Genomic DNA, 20,460 nt, shown 5'->3' with positions numbered 1-20,460 from the left:
GGCTCACCAGGCCGCCACGCAACCGTCGGTGCGCGGCTCGGTGCCGCCGCACAGGACGCCGTGGCGGTCGCGCCAGATGATCTGGCCGCGGCCGAAACCGAGCTGGTTGGCCGACCACAATGCTTCGTGCCCGAGGCCGCGCAAGCCGCGGAACAGATGTTCGGCATTGGTGTGCTCGATGCTGACGTTGTTGCCGCTCTCCCATTCCCAGCGCGGAGCGTCCAGCGAGGATTGTGGATTGAGCGCGAAATCCACCGTATTCATGACCATCTGCACATGTCCCTGCGGCTGCATGAACGCGCCCATCACGCCGAACGGGCCGACCGCCCGGCCGTCCTTGCTCAGGAACCCGGGAATGATGGTGTGGTAAGGCCGCTTGCCCGGCGCCAGGCAATTCGGATGGGCGGCGTCGAGCGTGAAATTGTTGCCGCGGTTATGCAGGGCGATGCCGGTCCCCGGCACCACCAGCCCGGAACCGAAACCCATGTAATTGCTCTGGATGAAGGACACCATGTTGCCTTCGTCGTCGGCGGTGCTGAGGTACACCGTGCCGCCGCGCGCCGGCTGGCCCGCCTGCGGCAGCGCCGCGCGCGCGCCTATCAGCTTGCGCCGCTCGTCGGCATAGGCGTCCGACAGCAAATCCTCGACCGCCACCCGCATGTAGCCGCTGTCGGCGATGTGCGCTAGGCCGTCGGCGTAGGCCAGCTTGATGGCTTCGATCTGGCGGTGATAGGTCAGCAAGGTATCGCGTTCGCTGAAGTCAAAACCTTTCAGGATATTCAGCGCCAGCAAGGCCACCAGGCCGTGGCCGTTGGGCGGGATTTCCCATACCTGGTAGCCGCGGTAGCTGCTGCTGATCGGCGTCACCCATTGTGGCTGGTACGCCGCCAGGTCGGCGCTGTCGAGGTAGCCGCCGGCGGCCTGCACGCAAGCGGCGGTCCGTTCCGCCAGGGCGCCGCGATAGAAGCTGGCGCCGTTGTCGGCGGCAATCGCGCGCAGCGTGGCGGCATGGTCCGGCGCACGCCAGGTTTCGCCGGCATGCGGCGCCCGGCCATCGATGCTGAAGGTATCGAACCAGGATTGGAAATGGCCATCCTTCAGCTCTTCCCGGAATAATTTGTAAGCCTGCTGCCAGGCGAACGCCACCATCGGCGATACCGGATAACCGTCTTGCGCCAGCGCGATGGCGCCCGCCATGGAATGCTGCAGCGGCAGCTTGCCGAAGCGCTCGGCCATGCTGGCCCATGCGCCCGGCGCGCCGGGCACGGTGACCGGCAAGCCGCCGTATTTCGGCATGCTCCGGTGGCCGGCTGCGTGCAGCTTGGCTAGCGTAGCTGCCTGCGGCGCCGCACCGCTGGCGTTCAAGCCGTGCAGCTGGCCCTGGTGCCAGATCAGCGCGAAGGCGTCGCCGCCGATGCCGTTGGCGGTCGGCTCGACCACGGTCAGCGCAGCGGCGGTAGCGACTGCCGCATCGATGGCGTTGCCGCCGGCCTGCAACACCGCCAGCCCGGCCTGCGCCGCCAGCGGCTGCGAGGTGGCGACCATGCCGCGCCTGGCGTAGACCGCGCTGCGGCGGGAAGCGTAAGGATAATGATTAGGATCGAAGGCGAACATGGATTCTCTCTTCTCGATAAAAACGGCGGTCCGGGCACAGATCGTGAACATACCATGCCACTGGCTTGGGCCGCTGGCTGCATGCCGGGAACGCCGGAAAATATCGCCCCCATCCCGACGAGCGCCTTGACTGGTTTCAGGCCACGCCATTACAAAAAAAAACGGCAGGAATAGCGGCTGGCGCGTACCGTGCCGACATCGCCTTTCTTCGGATTTCCACGTACAAATTATCTTTTTTTCTTATCTTGCAAAAGGGCAATACGCGACCTATATTTTTACGGAGGTCACCACAACCGCATCGTGACCGGATCGAACAAAAAATCTTGACCAACGTCGGCGACGTGTCAGGACTGTGATTGGACATGATTCAATGGAGAGCCAATGGCAGCTGGCACTGCATCTGACGTGGACGCTACGGATCCGGCACAGGCCCAGCTCGGCCCCACGGCGCCGCAGCTGAACCTGCCCAAGGGCGGCGGCGCGATCCGCGGCATCGACGAGAAATTTGCTGCCAATCCAATGAGCGGCGCAAGCTCCCTCACGGTTCCGATCGCCATCAGTCCCGGCCGTTCCGGCTTCATGCCGCAACTGTCCTTGTCCTACAACTCCGGTAGCGCTAACAATATCTTCGGCATGGGCTGGAGCATATCCTTGCCGGCCATCACACGCCGCACCGACAAGGGAATTCCCCGTTATCGCGACAGCGAAGAATCGGACATCTTCGTCCTGTCAGCGGCAGAAGACCTGGTGCCGGTCCTGGTGCGCAATGCCGCCGATGAAATTGAATGCGACGGTTATTGCGTCAAACGCTACCGCCCGCGCATCGAAGGCTTGTTCGCCCGCATCGAACGCTGGACCAGGATCACCGACGGCGACATCCACTGGCGCAGCATTTCCAAGGAAAACGTACTCACCGTCTACGGCATCGATAGCGCTTCCCGCATCGCCGACCCATGCGATCCCGGACATGTTTTCAGCTGGCTGATCTGCCAAAGCTACGATGACAAAGGCAATGCCATCCTGTACGACTATGCCGCTGAAAACGACGATGGTGTCGACCGCGCCCAGAGCAACGAACGCAACCGCATCAGGACCGCGAACCGCTATCCGAAACGAATCCGTTACGGCAACCGGCGGCCGTTGCTGCTGGATGCGGCAAGCTTGCGGCGCCACACCCAACTGCCGGCCCGGCATACGCTTGATGCCGTCGAATGGCTGTTCGACATCGTCTTCGATTATGGCGAAGGCCACTACCGCGAACAGGCACCGGGGCCGGGGCAGCACATCATGGCGCAAGCCGGCATCGATCCGCAACGGCCATGGCTGGCTCGAAAGGATCCCTTCTCCTCCTATCGATCCGGCTTCGAAATCCGCAGCTACCGCTTATGCCGGCGCATACTGATATTCCATCATTTCCCGGACGAGATGGGCAACCCCTCGTGCCTGGTCCGCTCCACCGCTTTCGATTACAGCGAAAAGAACACCGGTTCCTTCATCACCCGCATTGTGCAATCCGGACACAAGCTGCAGCCGGACCAGCATTACCTGACGCGTTCGTGGCCGCCGCTGGATCTGGCGTATTCCGCCAGCCCGCTTGAAGATCCGGCGTTTGAAGATTTCCAGTTGCAGGAAGTGGACGCCGAAGGGCTCGCCAATTTTCCGGGCGGCCTCGATGCCGGCATGTATCGCTGGCTGGACTTCGATTCGGAAGGCATCCCGGGAGTCCTGACAGAACAGGAAGATGCCTGGTTCTACAAACCGAATATCGGCAACGGCCGCCTGGGCGCCACTAGTATCGTCAGGTCGCAGCCTGCCTTGGCGAAGCCGGGCGGCGCCGCGCAATTTCTCATGGATGTGGCCGGCGACGGCGGCCTTGACCTGGTCGACTTTTCCCCGGCGGCGGCAGGATTCCATGGACGCAGCCTGGATTCGGGATGGACCGGTTTCCGCACCTTCCTTTCGCTTCCGGTAAGGGACTGGAACGATCCCAACCTGCGTTTCGTCGACCTCACCGGAGACGGCATCGCCGACGTCCTGGTGACCGAGGACGATGCCCTGACCTGGCATCCATCCTTGCTGCAGGAAGGCTTCGGACCAGGACTGCGGGTCCGCTCGCCTCTTGACGAGGAAATGGGGCCGCGCGTAGTGTTCTCCGATCCCAGCCAAGCCATCTACCTGGCCGACATGTCGGGCGATGGCCTGTCAGACATCCTGCGCATACGCAACGGCGAAATCTGCTACTGGCCCAATCTCGGCTACGGCCGATTTGGCGCCAAGGTAACGATGGATTGCGCCCCGCGCCTGGACCAGCCGGACCAGTTTGACCAAAGCAGGATCCGGCTCGCCGACACCGACGGCTCAGGAACCACGGACCTGCTCTATCTTGGCAAGGACGGCGTAAACATTTTCCTGAACCAGGCCGGCAACGGCTGGAGCAGCGCGCGCCGCCTGCGGCGCTTCCCTGCCATCGACAATGTGGCATCGGTCATGGTGACGGATTTCCTTGGCCGCGGCACGTCCTGCCTGCTGTGGAGCTCGCCGCTGGCGGCGGGAAACGGGCGGCAGCTGCGTTATGTCGACCTGATGTGCGGGCAAAAACCCCACCTCCTGACACGTTCAGTCAACAACATGGGCGCCGAAACCCGCATCGAATACGCTTCATCCACGGAATTCTACCTGGCTGACAGGGCCGCCGGCGCGCCTTGGGTAACCAGGCTGCCGTTTCCGGTCCATGTCGTCAAACGCGTCGAAACCTACGATTACGTGAGCCGCAGCCGCAGCGCTTCCCGCTATGCCTACCATCACGGCTTTTACGACGGGATTGAAAGAGAGTTCCGCGGTTTCGGCCGCGTCGACAAGTACGATACCGAAGAATTTGCCGTACTGACGGCGAGCAGCAATTTCCCGGCCGGCGCGAATATCGACAAGGCCTCCAACAGTCCGCCGGTCCTCACCAAGACATGGTCGCATACTGGCGCCTACCTGCACGGCGCGCTGATTTCCCGTCACATGGCGCGGGAATATTACGGCGGCGGAGATGCGGGTGCGGCGATAGAGCTCGAAGACACCATCCTGCCGCCGCATTTAAGCGCCGACGAAGCACGCGAGGCATGCCGTGCACTAAAGGGAATGACGCTGCGCCAGGAGATCTATGCGCTCGATGAAAAAGAAGAATCAGGCCGCCCGTATACGGTGGCCGAAAACAATTACGCCGTCAGGATCCTGCAGCACAAGTGCAACAACCGGCATGCGGTTTTCTTTACCCATGCGCGCGAAGCGCTGAATTGCAATTACGAACGCAAGCTGTACCTGGTGGAAGGACGCAAGCGTGCCGATCCGCGCGTCTCGCACAGCGTTACGCTGGAAACCGACGACTATGGCAACGTGCTGAAATCGGTGGCCGTCGCTTACGGGCGCTGCTTCCCGGAAGCCTCGCCGCTGCTCACCGAGGACGACCGCAAGGGGCAAGCGCAGGTCCTGCTGACGCTGACCGAAAACGGTTATACCAATGCGGTCAAGGAAGACGACGCCTACCGCAAGCCGGTAGCCGCTGAGACGCGTCTTTATGAACTGAGCGGGATGCACCCGCAGCGCCGGCATGACGGCGCCGGCAACTTTTTTCTGTTCCACGAACTGGCCGAGAAAGTAAAGCTGGCCAGCGACGGCAAGCACGACCTGCCCTACGAAGATGGGCGCATCCCTGAAACTCCCGGGGGACATCCTTGCCGCCGCCTGCTGAAACGGACACGCAATATCTATCGCAGCAACCGGCTAGATCGCCTGCTGCCTCCGGGAACGCTTGAATCGCTGGCGTTGCCTGGCGACAGCTACACACTGGCATTCACGCCCAGCCTGCTGGAGGCGATCTTCCGGCCGCCGGCGGCTATGCTGCCGGACGCAAAAACGGTATTGGGCAGCAAAGCGGCCGATGGCGGCGGCTATGCCGACCTGGATGGCGACGGCTGCTGGTGGATCCCCGGCGGCAAAGTCTTTTTCCACAGCGACCCCGATGCCGATCCAGCCGCTGAGCGGGACCAGGCCGCCGCACATTTTTTCCTGCCGCGCCGTTTCGAAAACGCATTCGGGCACAGCAGCACGGTGGATTTCGACTCTCATGATGTATTGATGATCCGCACCGTTGACGCGGTAGGCAACACCGTGGCCGCAGAGAACGATTACCGGATGCAGCAGCCCCGCCTGCTAAGCGACGCCAACGGCAATCGTTCAGAAGTCGCCTTCGATGCGCTTGGACTTGTCGCGGGCACCGCAACCATGGGAAAAACCACGGAGAACCTGGGCGATTCGCTGACCGGATTCAGCCCGGACCTGACCGGGCCGGAAATCGAACAATTCTTCGCCGATCCGCAAGGCTCGGCTGCACGCGCCCTGCTTGGCTCGGCCACTGCGCGCATTGTCTACGACCAGGAGCGTTTTTACCGGACCGGCAGCGCTAGCCCGGAGGCCGGGCAGCCGGCCTTTGCGGCAACGCTGTCGCGCGAGACCCACCTCAGCGACCTGGCGCCGGGAAGCCAGAGCAGGATATTTCCCAGCTTCAGTTATTCCGATGGTTTCGGCCGGGAAATCCAGAAAAAGACGCAAGCCGAACCTGAACGCGCTGGCGATGCCGGCTCCACCAGCGCGCCGCGCTGGATCGGCAGCGGCTGGACCGTCTTCAACAACAAGAGCCAGCCTGTCAGGCAGTACGAACCGTTCTTCGACGACAGCCACGACTTCAGGTTCAACATGCAGGCGGGAGTCAGTCAGGTCCAGTTCTACGATCCGGTCGGACGCGTAGTGGCTACCCTGAACCCGGACCACAGCTGGAAAAAAGCTGTGTTCGATCCATGGCGCCAGGAGAGCTGGGATGTCAACGACACCGTTCTGGTGAGCGATCCCGGCGCCGACCGCGATGTCGGCGACCATTTCCGCCGCCTCCCGCAACACGACTACCTGCCTGGCTGGTACCAGCAACGCGCCGCCGGTGCGCTAGGCAAACGGCAACAGGAAGCCGCCCGAAAAACGTCCATGCACGCCGGCACGCCGGCCCTGGCCTATTTCGATGGGCTCGGCCGCATGATCCTGAACATCGTCCACAACCGGACCCGGCGCAACGGCGCCAGCCATCTCGACCCGCTGGCCGACGAGTTTTATTCAACCAGGACCCTGCTCGATATCGAAGGCAACCAGCGCGCCGTCACGGATGCCAAGAACCGCACCGTCCTGCGCAGCGACTTCGCTCCCGGCAGCAACCGGTTGCACCAGGCCAGCATGGAGGCCGGCGAACACTGGGCCCTGAACGATGTCGGCGGCAATCCGGTGCGCGCCTGGGATAGCCGCGGCCACCAGTTCCGCAATGCCTACGATCCGCTGCGACGGCTGACCGATTCCTTCTTGCACAGGGGTTCGGCCGAGATACTGCTGCTGACGCGCACAGTCTACGGCGAAACGAGGCCGCAGCCCGAACTCGGCAACCTGCGCGGCAAGCCCGTGCAAGTCTTCGACCAGGCCGGCATCGTCGCCAGCGAAGCCTATGATTTCAAGGGCAACCTGCTGCTCAGCCGGCGCCGGCTGGCGCAAGAATACAAGCAGGTCCTGGACTGGTCTGGCGCCGTACCGCTGGAAGACGGCGGGTACGCCAGCAGCACCAGCTACGACGCTCTCAACCGCCCGCGCGAATTCACCAAGCCCGACCAGAGCGTGATCCGGTCCATATACAACCAGGCCAACCAGCTGGCGCGTGTCGAGTTGCGGCTGCATGCGACGACCACGGCGACGCCGCTTGTCAGAGACATCCGCTACGACGCCAAGGGTCAGCGCACCCTGATCGAGTACGGCAACGGCGCCAGCTCCCGTTATGAATACGATCCGTTGACTTTCCGCCTGGTCCGCCTGGCAAGCCATCGCAGCCAGGCCGCCTTTCCCGGCGACTGTCCGCATCCCGCGCTGCCAGGCTGGCCTGGCTGCCAGCTGCAAAACCTCGAATATACCTATGACCCGACCGGCAATATCACGCATATCCGCGATAGCGCCCAGCAGACCATCTACTTCCGCAACCGGCGCGTCAGCCCGAGCAACGACTACACCTACGACGCCATCTACCGCCTGGCCGAAGGCAGCGGCCGCGAGCACTTGGGGCAGGCAGGCGCGTCCCACCAGCACCGCCCGCAAGCACAGCCCCCGCTGCCGCATCCCGGCGACGGCAACGCCATGGCGAGATATGTCGAACAATATCTCTACGACGAGACGGGAAACATGCTCGCTGTGCAGCATCGCGGCGACGATCCGGCCCAGCCCGGCTGGAAGCGTACTTATTCTTACCAGGAGCGCAGCCAGCTGGAACCCGGCAAAAACAATAACCGCTTGAGCAGCACGCTGTTCGGCAGCACCTTGGAGCCTTACCGCTATGACGGCTCGGCCGGCCTGCACGGCGACATGACGGCCATGCCGCATTTGTCGGCGCTGCAGTGGGATTACCGCGACCAGCTGCAAGCTTCGACGCGGCAGCACAGCAGCGACGGCACGCCGGAAACGACCTGGTATGCCTATGACGGCAGCGGGCAGCGCATACGCAAGGTTACCGAGCGCCACGCCGCGATAGACCAGGCGTGTGTTCGCCAGAAGGAACGCATCTATCTCGGCGGCTTCGAGATATACCGTGAATACGATGGGCAGGGAGCCGTCAGCCTGGAACGCGAGACGCTGCACATCACGGACGACAAGCGGCGCGTAGCGCTGGTGGAAAGCCGGACCCGGGGCAGCGACCAGGCCCCGGAACAATTGCTGCGCTACCAGCTGAGCAACCATCTTGGTTCCGCCAGCGTGGAGCTGGACCAGCAAGCGAGGATCATTTCGTATGAAGAATACAGCCCATACGGCAGCACGACCTACCAGGCCGTGCGGGCACAGACGGAGACTCCCAAGCGCTACCGGTATACCGGCAAGGAGCGCGACGAGGAAAACGGCCTTTATTACCATGGCGCCAGGTATTGCGCCTCCTGGCTGGCGCGCTGGCTGAACCCCGATCCGAAAGGCATGGTCGACGGCAGCAATCTGTATGCCTACGCCGCCGGCAACCCGGTCACCTATGTCGACCCGACCGGCACGGAATGCGATCCGGCCATGCAGTCCTGCGTCGATCCCAGCGAACAGACCCCGCGCGAAGAAGCCGAACAACGCTGTATCCCCTCGGAACATCCAGCCGATCAAGGGCCGCCGCCCGCCGCCGACGGCGGCAGCAGCGGCGGCAGCACCATCGGCGGCGACGGCCCGGCATTGGGCGGGATGGGTTACGGCCTGATTCTGTCGGCGCCGCCCGGATTCACCCTGCAGGTCCCGAACTCCTACGACGGCGTCAAGATGTCCGCCTATCGCGAAGGAGTCTTCAATGGCGAAATCGGCAGGAATGCGGGGCGCGGCTTTTCCACCAATGCACGCAGGACGTCGCCCGGCCAGGTCGAGGCCAGGGATATATTCGGCGACCTGTTTCCCGAGCCCACCGATCCGGCACCGGGCGGCCGCGGCTGGGCCAAGGACCACATCATCGAATTGCAGCACGACTTGACCGGGGAACGAGGACTGTCGCCGTTCGACTATCGCTGGCAGGACAGTGCGCTCAACAGCCTGGAAGGCAGCCAGAGCTGGGGCCTGCAAAGGAACAATCCGCTGCACGTGCCGGCCGGCGGCGTGGCCAGGGTCGATGCCGCGGGCCGCTGGTACAACTCGGAAGGCTATCGCTCGGGAGTCAGGGGTGTGGGAGAAGTGTTCTTGGTGATAGGAGCGATCCAGACTGCCGATCATCTTGCCGACGCCGTCGACGCCGACATCAGGGACGGTACCGGCGGCACCCAGACCGCGCGGGCGGCGGCCACCGAGGGCGGCGGCTGGGCCGGCGCCTGCTACGGCGGCGAGATCGGCGCCGAGGCCGGGCTGGTGTGCGGCGAAGCCGCGCCGATATGCTCGCCGATAGGTGGACTGATCATGGGCGGCATCGGCTACCACTATGGCTCGGCAGCAGTCGACAAGGTCATCGACACCATCCCTAGCAGAAGAGACGCTGAAAGTTTCGTGGGCTGGCTGGACTGGAACATCTGGAACCTGTATGGCGCGGGCGCTTACCGCTAGCCTGGACAGCCGCCGCAAGACAACGTCAGGAGCAGCAGAGAAGTTATCCAATGATAGGAGTCTTTCATGTCGACCTTGATCATCATCCGCCTGCATCCCGACAAACCCGTCGCAGGAGCCGACTTCACCGCTTATCTTAGCGGACTGACCGTCACCGCCTACGATCTCTCCACCGGCGATCCCAAGGTCGGCACCAAGGTCGGCAGCGCCAGCTACCTGGCGCCGCCGACGCCCGCGACGCCATGGCTGCCTGATCCTGCCGCGCGCATCGTCCAGCATTTCACCATGCCGCCCCTGCCGTTCCTGCCCAGCCAGGAAGCGGTGGCGACGGCGGTCATCGAAGTGACCCTGCTGCCGCCCGGCTACAAGGAATACGTATCGCCGGACCTGCGCCTCGAGATCAGCCGCGGCGGCGCCACGGTGTCCGACAAGAATTTCTATTACGACGTCGTCACCGTGCCCGGGCCGGTCCCGCCCAGCGTCGATTTTCCGCTGGCGCCGGCAAGCATAGTGGCGCTCTACCTCAAGCTGCCGCGCCCGGTTGCATCCGGCCTGGCGTCGCTCGACCTCAACGACGACGGCAGCCTGCCGAACTACGCGGCCTTGAAGGCTGCTGTCAGCGCAGTGCTGGCGCTGGACCAGGGTCCGGTGCCGGGATTGGCTGCGCTCAGCCCGGCGCAAGCCCGCCATATTGCCTACGAAATCGTATGGGGGCCGCAGGATCCGCTGCCGGCGCCGCCGTCCAACAACGTTCCTGCTTACTGGGACGATGTCGGCGCCCTGTATTCGTCGGAGGTCAACGACGCCAGCCTGGGCAACCAGCTGGAACAGAACCGCCAGCAGTTCGAGGGCAACCTCAATAGCTATTACGCGATACACAACGCCAAGGTCGACCGGCTGGCGCGTTTCATCTATGCGCTAGGCATGGCGCTGGCCTGCGAAAACATGAGCACGGACGCGGCGTCGGCGCTGCTGCAGTTCCCGGTCAATCCGGGAACCATCGGGCTGCAGACCACCATCGGTTCTGCGTCGGTGGTGCTGGTCGACAGCGGCGGCGGCGGTGGCCCGCTGGTGCCGCCGTTCCTGGTGCCGGCCGAGTATTTCTATGTCCTCGGCGCCCAGCTGCCGGTGCAGATGACTGCCAGCCAGCGGTTCCTGATGGCGGTGCGCGACAACCAGGAACGCCTGCTGCCGATCCTGACCGCCGCCGTCGACGACGGCACCCTGGCGCCGCTGCCGGCCATCAATCCGGCGCAAGCGGTGCGCCGCCTGAGCGCATTGACCCCGGCCTCCGACAGCGTGGCGCCGCAATGCAAGCTGGATGCGGCCGTGCTGCCGCTGGTCAACGACTGGCTGGCGTTCCCGAACGCGGCCAGCTGGCGCGACTACCAGGCTGGCGACGATGCGGTCAAGTTCTGGGCCCCGGAACTGATCGCCAAGCCGCTGCCCTACCTGCACCTGGTGCTATGCGCGCTGACGCGCGATTTCACGGCGCTCGGCAACGCCATCCTGGCGCTTCCGGTCGCTTCGGTGGCCGCGCTCGCGGCGCTGGATGAAACGCAATGGAAGCATCTGTTCGGAACGCCGCCCAATCCAGCCTTGCTGCCGCCATTCACCGCGCCCGGCACGCCCGAGGCGCGAGTGGCGGCCTTTATCCGTTACGTGCAGAAATTCTTCGACATGTCGTCCGGCGTCGGGCCGATGCCGGTTCCGGCGCCGGGTGCGCCGCCGCTGCTCGACTTGCCGGCCAACGACCTGATCGCGCAATTCGTGGCGGCTTACGGCGTCCCCTTGTTCACCTTCGGCGCCGCCCCGCTGAACGCAAGCCAGGTCGAGGCTGCGGTGCAGTCGGTCTGCCCCGGCGATCCCGCGGCCCAGTCCTGGCTCAGCCAGCGGGTGAACGTGATCAACGACCTGTGCGGACTGGCGAGCGTGGCGTCGAATGTCATGCCGCCGGCGCCGAGCCTGGCCTTTTCGGTAGCGGAAGCCTTGTACGCGCGCGGCTTCACCAGCGCGCAAGACATACAGCCGCTCAGCCTGGCGGATTTCAGCGACGCCCTGCGCGGCACTGTGGCGTTTGCGCAAGCGCCTGCCATCTACGCCAAGGCTGGCGCCAGCGGACCGTCGCCGACGCCGGCCCCGGGGCCGTTCAAGCCGGTCAATCCGGGCTCCCTCATCAATTGCATCCCGCCCTGCCATCTGTCGCCGCTGGGGCCGGTGCAATACCTGCATGAGCTGCTGGCGCTGGCGGAAACGTCGACCTGCAGGCAGCCCGTGCCGGAAAATCCCAAGCAGACGCTGGCCGATGCGGTCGGCGCCAGGCGCGGTCCGCTCGGCAATCTTGCGGTCACCGCAGCCAATGCGGAAACCCAGATCCCGCTGGTCGATATCGTTAACGAGAACCTGGAATATCTTGCCGCCACCTTGCCCGCGGCTCCCGCCGGCGTAGTCTACGATACCGCCGAACATCAGGTGGGCGGCCATATTCTCTGCGCGCCGGATGCCGCCGATGACTGCCACCCTCCCGGCAAGCTGCTGGAAGCGCTGCCGCAGCATTCAGCGCCGGCAGTCCCGGTCGAACAGCCGGGAGCCTATGACAAGCTCAAACTCGATTTTTCCGCGCCGTCGCTGCCCTATTCCGAACCGCTGGCCATCTGCCGCAGCTACCTGGACCATTTCGGCAGCTGCCGTTTTGAAACGATGCGGACGTTCCGCCGCGAAATCACCGAATTCACGCTGGACGCCAGCTTGCCGGCGCCGCTTTTCCAGAGCCATCTCTGGCGCTATCCGGTACGCATAGACATCGCCATCGAATACCTGCAGCTCAATCCCGAAGAATACGAGCTGCTGTTCACCAAGGACATCGCCGACGTCCCGACTCCGGGGCAGCTGGTGCTCTACGAACTGTACGGTTTCGACAGTCCCAATCCGGGCGGCATCGACTGGCGCTACAGCGTGCTGTTGCTGCCCGAGTTCCTCAAGCGCACCGGCCTGAGCTATTGCGAACTGGTCGATTTGCAAAAGGCCAGGTGCTTTGACTTCCAGGCGCTTCAGCAGCAGCGCACAGTCCCCGGCAGAACCAACGCCGGCGGCAGCGCCGACACCGGCGGCAAGGCCCTGCTGCCCGACTGCGAACCATGTTGCCTGGAACACTACCGGATCCGCTTTGCCCATCCGGCGGACCAGACCGAAGCCCTGCGCAAGCTGGCGGTGTTCCTGCGCCTGTGGCGCAAGCTGCAGGACGTTTGCGGCGCACGCTACACCTTTGCGCAGCTGTGCGACATCTGCGAAGTATTGCAGCTGTTTTCCGGCCCTGCGGTCAATCCCGGATTCATACGCCAGCTGGTTGCGTTCCAGATGCTCAGGGACCAGTTCCGCCTGAAGCTGGACGACGGCAGCCACATCGCCGGAACCCACGGCGCCGAACGCAGCCATCTCCTGGCCTTGTGGGCCGGCCCTGCCGCCGCCAAGTGGGACTGGGCGGTCGGGCAGTTGCTGGCCAGCGTCCAGCAATTCGCCAAGACACACCACGCCTGCCGCGAACGCGCGCCGCATTTCATCAAGCTGCTGGCCGGCAACCTGGACCAGCTGTCGTCCCTGGCCGGCTTCGACCCGGCGCTGGCGACCGACACCTGGCACGCCAGGCCGTGCAACACCCTGCGCTTCGCCGAGATCCTGGCGAAAATCTATGCCTCCCGTTTCGGCGTCGGCGAGATCATGTACCTGTTCAGCGCCGACGACCACCTGGACGGCGACGATCCGTTTCCCCTGCAAGACCAGAATGAAGCGCTCGATACCCCGCTCGACATGCCGGAAGACGACCATGCCCACGCGCTATGGGTATTGCGGCGCGAACTGCTGGCGGCAGATGTCAGCGACGATGAGATCCACAAATGGAGCTGGCGCCGGATCGAGGCTGCGATCAGGGATGAATTCGGCTATACGGTAGCCCCTGGCGATACCGATTACCTGGCTTCGCTTGGACAGCATTTTTTCCCGGCGACGCTGGAACACGCCGGCATCGCAGTTACTCCGGCAGAACGGCAATACCGGGTCAGCTTTGCAGCGGCGTCGCCGGCGATGTGGAACATCCCGCCCGACGGCCCGTTCCGCTATGACATCGCGGCCAGCGAACTGTGGACCGAGCTGCCACTGCGCGACCACGCAGTGATAGAGAAGCTCGAACACCTGCGCGGCCTGGTCCCTGCAGAGCAGTCGGCGCTGCAAGACCTGTATCACATGCCGCGCGTCGACCTGGCGCCTTTTGCCTGCTTTTTCCCGGACTTCGCCGCCGCCGAGGTCCACCTGATCGAAGAGCCTGACGAAGAACAGCGCTGGACCTGGTTCCGCCGGCATTTCGCCTTGGCCTACAAACGCTGCCATCTGATCGCCGCCCATCTTGTACACCATGTCGCAGCTGCGGCTGAAGACGAGTGGGAAAACGGCCACCCGGCCGCCTGGCTGGTGCTGAAAAACCTGTTTGCCGATGAAAACCGGGCGAAGACCACCTGGGAAGACGATTCCGGCGCCATGCCCGAGCTGAGCATGAAGCCTTTGCCAAGCGGCGGCGGCTTCGCTGCCCTGCTCGGCCTGGCCGGCACCGGCCTGCTTGGCGAATTCCGGCGCGGCGGCGGCGCCCTGGCCTGGCGCGAAGTGCGCGGGCCGATGCAAGCTTTCGGCCATGAACGAGACCGCCACAACGCACCGTTGCCGACCATGCTGCCGGCGATGGACCTGGCGCTGACGCCGGAGCAGCTCAGGCTGGTCGAAGTGCGCAACGGCTTCGCCATCCAGGACCGGCACGGCAAGGACCTGGGCGGCGCGGAAGAATTCCAGGTCAAGTGGTCCGGCGTGCTGCTGGTCGACGACGACGGCTGCTACCGCTTCGCGGCAGGCGCCCCGACTGCCGACGGCGAAGAGCCGGACCAGGAACGCGCAGAACGCTGCCACTGGCGGGTAACGCTCAGCCGCGGCCAGAAAACCTGGATCGTGCTGTGCCATTGCTGGCCGGGCGAGCACGGCCTGGCCGAATCTTCGCTGCAGCTGAAGCGCGGCGCCTACGGCATCTCGGTGGAATTCGTGCAGCCGGCGCCGGATTTCTCCGGCGTCGACGACTTGCATCGGCAGCATACCGGCTTCCAGGTCAAATACGCCGGGCCGGACACCGGCGGCCAGCCGCAGGCCTTGCCGCTGCGGCGCCTGTTCCGCGACGCCAAGGACGACGGCCTCGGCCAGGATTTGCCGCTGGCCGAAAACGGCGCCGCCGGACAATTGCTGAAACTGCAATACACCAGCACCCTGCGCGATATCCGCCGCACTTACCAGCGTGCCTTCAAGGCCCTGCTGCTGGCGCATCGTTTTGGCTTGTCGGGCCATCCGGCAGCACCTTACCGCCAGTCCGAGCTAGGTTATATCCTGGACCATGCCGACCTGTTCGCCGGCGTCAGCTACTATCGCAATCCGGTGCCGTTTACCCGCCACGCAGTCAATTTCGATTTCAACTTCCTGCCGCTGAAAGATCCCTTCCATGCGCCGTCGCCGGCCCGGGACCTGCGCGCGGCGCCGTCAGCCAAGCGCGAGCAGGCCTTGTTCGACTGGTGGGAAAGGATGTTCGACTACACCCGCATGCGCCACGACCGCGAGCGGACCAAGGAGCGGCCGGTGTGGCTGGCGTTTGAAGAAGCGCAGGAGAAACAGCCGGACAATCCGGCGCAATTGCTGCGGCACCTGGCGATAGATCTGCGCCACGCCGGACTCGTGCTCAGCTATTTCCAGGCGCAGGCGACGCCAGTCTATGCCGTCACCGCTACCGACCTGGAAGACGACCGCTGGACCGTGCGCGCATGGCATGGCGACCGCTGGGTGCAACGCCTGGTGCGGCATTTCACGTCGCAGAATATCCGCAGCGCCAGGCCCGACTTGTGGGCCGCCGACGATCCAGGCAGCCTGGTCGCCGCCGAAACCGAGACTGGCGACGCCAGCCTGTCCGCCTTCTTGTGCGATGGCTGCCTGGAACACGGCGAGCCGCGCCGCTACGCTGACGTCAGGCAGCTTGACGACTGCCTGCGCGAATCGGCGCGGGCTGCCCTGCTGGCCTATCTGTGCGGCATGAACCGGGTGCCGCTGCCATGGGGCGGCGCCGCCGGCTCGGCCAAGGACCTTAGTGCGTTGCTGCTGCTGGATGTGGAAGCCGGGTTGTGCCAGCGCGCCAGCCGGATCGAAGAAGCAGTCAGCGCAGTCCAGAATTTCATCCAGCGCGCAAGGCTGGGGCTGGAACCGGGCTGGAGCGTCAATGCTGCTTTTGTCCAGCTGTGGAAGCATGAATTCAGTTCGTTCCAGGTCTGGGAAAAATGCAAATGCCGCACGCTCTACAAGGAAAACTGGATCGACTGGGATGAATTGCAGAAAGCCAGGAAGATCGAAGCCTTCACATTCCTTGAGGACGAACTGCGTCGTTCCACCCTGACGATCGCGGCGCCCGGAGGACTGGAGTATTGGCCGGAAACGCTGCCGCCGGTGCATCCGGCGGTAGCGCTGCTGCAGAAACGGGATGCTTCGAGCCTGCGTCTGCTCAACCCGCCGCGCGAAGGCCTGGGCCTGCTCGGCAGGCCAGGGATGGATGCGCGGCCGGCGTGGCTGGCGCCGGACTCAGGCCAGCCGGGCGGCGCCGCCACGGTACCCGGCGGCAAACCGCAGCTGTCCGCCACCGGCGCCAATGCCGCTGCCAGCCTTCCCGTACCGGACAACACGTTGCAAGACAATGGCAAGCTGCCATTCTGGATCCAGGCCGCAATCCGCCTTGGCGTGCGTTTCATCCGCATCGCCGCCGGCAATGTCGCTCCCGCCGGCAGCGCATTCCGAGCCAGCGATTTCCGGCAAGAACCCGGCTGCTGCCAGGAGTGCGGCTGTGAACATCCGCCGCTGGTCGACGAATACTATTTCTGGCTGGTCGGTTCGCAAATGTTCAACGCGCCCGACCAGGACGAATACTACGACGCCACGCAGCAGGCTTCGATTTACTGGCACGACGCAAGCCAGCTGCCAAAGCTGCTGGACTGGAAATCGGCCGCTGCCGCGCGCCTGGCCTGGTGCCGGGTGCATAACGGCCAGTTCATGCAGCCGCGCCGTTCGGACCAGGCACTTGAACTGGATCCCGGCGCCAGCCCTGACCTGGTGCTGGTCGGCAGGATCGGCGATTCATTGACGCTGGCGGTGAACGGCGGCATTGCGCCAACCGGCTACGACGGCACGGACGCTCCCGGCTTCCGCTACGACCTGGCGGCAGACGCCTGCGTAGCCCTGCCGCTGGTCAGCGATCCGCCGGCCAGCGCCAGCCCTTATCCGGCAGGTTTGCCGGCCTATCCTTACTTTGCGTATGCGCAATCCGGCGACCGCCTGTTCCCAGAATCGCTGTTCAGCCCGGCGGTATCGGTAGCCGGCGTGCTGCGCTGCCACTGTCGTTTCGAGCCGGCGCTGAGATGGTACCAGCTGGTGGCCGATCCTCTGCGCAGCGACAACAGCTGGGTCCATTGTGCGACGGATAACCGCTCCAACCAGCCGCCGGACAGCAGCCTCCCGGGAACGAATTTTCCCGGAACCCTGTCGGAACTGCCGCCCACCGACCGGACCACGGTCCCGACTGTCCCGCGCCTGCCATCCGCAATGTGCTGCGACAGCACCTCGATTTCCGCGGCAACCGCGCGCAACCGCGCCATCCTGCTGCATTATGTCGAAACGCTGGTGGAGTGGTCGCGCGCCTTGCTGCGGCAAAATTCCAGGGAAGCCGCGCAACAGGCAAGGCTGGTCCTGGACACTGCCGCCGGCGTCCTCGGGCCATGTCCGCGCAGCGCCGTCAACCATGAACTGCCGGCGCCGCAAAGCGTCGCCACGTTCGAGCCCCTGATCCCGCCGCTCAATCCGCGCCTGCTGGAACTGTATTGCCATGTCGGCGACCAGCTGTCGCTGGTGCACCGCTGCCTGAGCAGCACCCGCCTGCGCAACGCCACCGCCGACTGCCGGCCGCCTTACTGGGGCCAGGATTCCTGCGACTGCGGTCCGGCCGCGCACCGCGACGGCTGCGATGCGGGGCCAGAACCCTGCTGCGACGACGGCGACTGGTGCCGTCCGCAAAGCCCCTATCGGTTTGTCTTCCTGGCGCAGAAGGCGCAGGAAGCAGTCGCCAAGGTGCGCGAACTGGGCGGCGCCCTGCTGTCGGCCTTCGACCGCGGCGACGCCGAATACCTGGCCTCGATGCGGGCCAGGCATGAGCAGCAGCTGGCGGACATGACCATCAAGGTGCGGCAAGACCAATGGCGCGACGCCGACTGGCAAATCAAGGCGCTGGGAAAAACCAAAGAGGCCAACCAGTCCAACCGGCTCTATTACAAGCACCTGATCGACGCCGGGCTCAACAACGGTGAACTGAATTACCAGAGCAATACCAATACCTCCATCGACCTGCGTTCGTCGGCGATCCCGATCGAGGCTACCGGCGAGGCCATGCGCCTGATACCCGACCTGTTTGTCGGTTTCCCCTGCGAAGAAACCTGGCTGCCGCTGGGCACCAAGCTCGGCGAAATGTTCCAGGCCATCGCCCGCATCACCAATGAATTCGCGGAGATCGCCAGCGTCAACGGCAGCCTGGACCTGACCCAGGCCAGCTGGCAGCGCCGTCTCGACGACTGGGTGCACCAGGTCGAGATATTCGACATCGAGATCGAGCAGACGGAAATCCAGATCCTGGGCGCCGAGCGGCGCCGCAGCATGGCGCTGGAAGAACTGAATATCCAGCAGAACCAGCTCGAACAGTCGCGCGAAATGCTCGATGCGCTGCGCGACAAGTTCACCAGCCACGAACTTTATCTCTACCTGCAAAAGGAGACCGCCGCCATCTATTGGAAAACCTATGAACTGGCGCGCCACCTCGCCGTGGAAGCGCAGCGAGCGTTCAATTTCGAACTGGGCTGCACGCAGCGCAACTTCCTCGGCAACGAACATTGGGACAACCTGCACGAAGGCTTGCTCGCGGGCGACCGGCTGCAGCTTGGCCTGCAACGCATGGAAGCCGAATATGTCGATTGCAACCGGCGCGAATACGAGCTCACCAAGCATATCTCGCTATCGCTGCATTTCCCATTGCAGTTCCTGCGCCTGAAGCTCACCGGAAGCTGCGAAATCGAAGTTCCCGAGTGGATGTTCGACATGGACTATCCCGGCCAGTACCTGCGCCGCATCAAGAATGTCAGCCTGACCATTCCCTGCGTCACCGGCCCCTATACGGGCGTGCATTGCCGGCTGACCTTGCTCAGCAGCCGCACCAGGACCGATCCCTGCCTGCCCTGCCCGGTCACCGCCTGCTGCCATGAACAGCCGCGCAACGCCTGCGGTTGCCAGCACCAGCCGCACGAGCACTACGAACCGTGCCACAACGACCCGCGCGTGGCCAGGCACTACGGCGCGCGCGAAGCCATCGCGACATCCAGCGGACGCAACGATTCCGGCCTGTTCGAGCTGAATTTCCGCGATGAGCGCCATCTCCCCTTCGAGTACCTCGGCGCAGTCAGCTGCTGGCGCATCGAGATGCCGCCGGAGAATAATTACTTCGACATGGACAGCCTGACCGACGTCGTGATGCACATGAACTACACCACGCGCGAAGGCGGCGATGCCTTGAGGGCGGCGGCGCGCGCCAGCGCCAGCCGGAAACTGCCGGGCAACGGCTGGATCCTGATCGACCTGCGCAAGGATTACCCCGACGCCTGGGAACAATTCCGCAGCGCGCGCGAAAACCGCGAAGGCGAACGCAGCATGCAGGTGCAGCTGACGCGCAAGCTGTTTCCTTTCCTGCCGGCCGATCCGGTGCTGAAGATCACCAAGCTGGGAATCCTGTTCGAGACGGAAGAACCTTGTGCGGCGGAGTGCCCGGAAATCGACGGATGTCCTTGCGCGCATGCCGACATGCGCGACAGCCGCCTGCTGGAAGTGACGGTCGACCATGCGGACGGCGACTGCGGCTGCGACGATGAAGGCGAACTTGAAATCACCTGCTTGACCAGCGCCGAATGGCCCAAGCTGTATCACGGTGTCGCCGAGGTCGACATCGGCCCTATAGACAGCTGCCACAAGCACCGCTCCCTGACGCTGAGCGTCAACCGCCACGCCAGGAAAATGACGCGCGCTTTCATGCTGTGCCGCTATGAGACCGTTTGCGAATGCTGCGTAACCATGCATCAGCCAAAGGAAGAATCCCATGCGTGCTAAAACCCCAGGCCCGACCGAGGCCATCGTGAAAAAATACCGGTTCGTCGTCGGCGTAAGCCTGGCGGCCCTGGAACAAGACCTGAACCGCATGGTCGAGGATGAATCCGCCTTTGAGCTCAGGCAAGTCCTTTACGCGCAGGGAACCGGGTTCATCGCCGTCATCGAGCGCGCGGACAAGGATACCGAGCCCCAGGCCGAGGCAACCGGGAAAACCGGGGAGATAAAAAAAACACCGCGCAAGCCGCCGATGAAACCTTGAAATTCGTTTTCCGCATCGTATCCAGGAACCGTTTTCCGCGACATCGCAAGAAATATAATTTTCCTATGTTAGTCAGCGCACAGATAAATGCCCAACTCCTGGTTACAGTAACTCCATCTTCCCTGCCCGGCCTCCGAAGCCTGGCGGTTTAAGCTTAGCGATAAGTACGCTGCGCGCTTTGAAGAGAGAACTGCCTGACAAACAGT

General features: G+C 64.0%; 5 protein-coding genes. 4 read left to right on the top strand and 1 reads right to left on the bottom strand.

What is annotated here, in order from left to right; genetic code table 11:
* Positions 1-3: 3 nt before the first annotated feature.
* Positions 4-1,614, bottom strand: coding sequence for a gamma-glutamyltransferase family protein (locus tag AC07RZ_RS01900; RefSeq protein ID WP_494666687.1), 1,611 nt, complete (start codon positions 1,612-1,614; stop codon positions 4-6).
* Positions 1,615-1,679: 65 nt separating this feature from the next.
* On the opposite strand from AC07RZ_RS01900, the gene AC07RZ_RS01895 reads away from it, so the two are divergent.
* The 4 genes from AC07RZ_RS01895 (at position 1,680) to AC07RZ_RS01880 (ending at position 20,254) form a co-directional block, all read left to right on the top strand.
* Positions 1,680-1,970 (top strand): hypothetical protein, encoded by a 291-nt coding sequence (locus AC07RZ_RS01895; RefSeq protein WP_494666686.1) that lies wholly within the window; start codon positions 1,680-1,682, stop codon positions 1,968-1,970.
* Positions 1,971-1,995: 25 nt separating this feature from the next.
* Positions 1,996-9,735 carry a SpvB/TcaC N-terminal domain-containing protein gene (locus tag AC07RZ_RS01890; protein ID WP_494666685.1) on the top strand — a complete coding sequence of 2,580 codons (7,740 nt, stop codon included), beginning with the start codon at positions 1,996-1,998 and terminating at the stop codon, positions 9,733-9,735.
* 66 nt (positions 9,736-9,801) lie between these two features.
* Entirely contained in the window at positions 9,802-19,995 is a 10,194-nt protein-coding gene (locus tag AC07RZ_RS01885) for a Tc toxin subunit A-related protein (protein WP_494666684.1), read from the top strand.
* Positions 19,985-20,254: a hypothetical protein gene (locus AC07RZ_RS01880; RefSeq protein WP_494666683.1), complete on the top strand. Its 270-nt coding sequence runs from the start codon at positions 19,985-19,987 to the stop codon at positions 20,252-20,254. The genes AC07RZ_RS01885 and AC07RZ_RS01880 overlap by 11 nt, the downstream gene beginning before the upstream one ends.
* Positions 20,255-20,460: the final 206 nt, after the last annotated feature.

The sequence above is a fragment of the Collimonas sp. GW821-FHT07E08 genome, from assembly GCF_059418905.1.
Note: the sequence above shows the minus strand (reverse complement) of the source record. Positions and strands in the feature narration are given on the sequence as shown.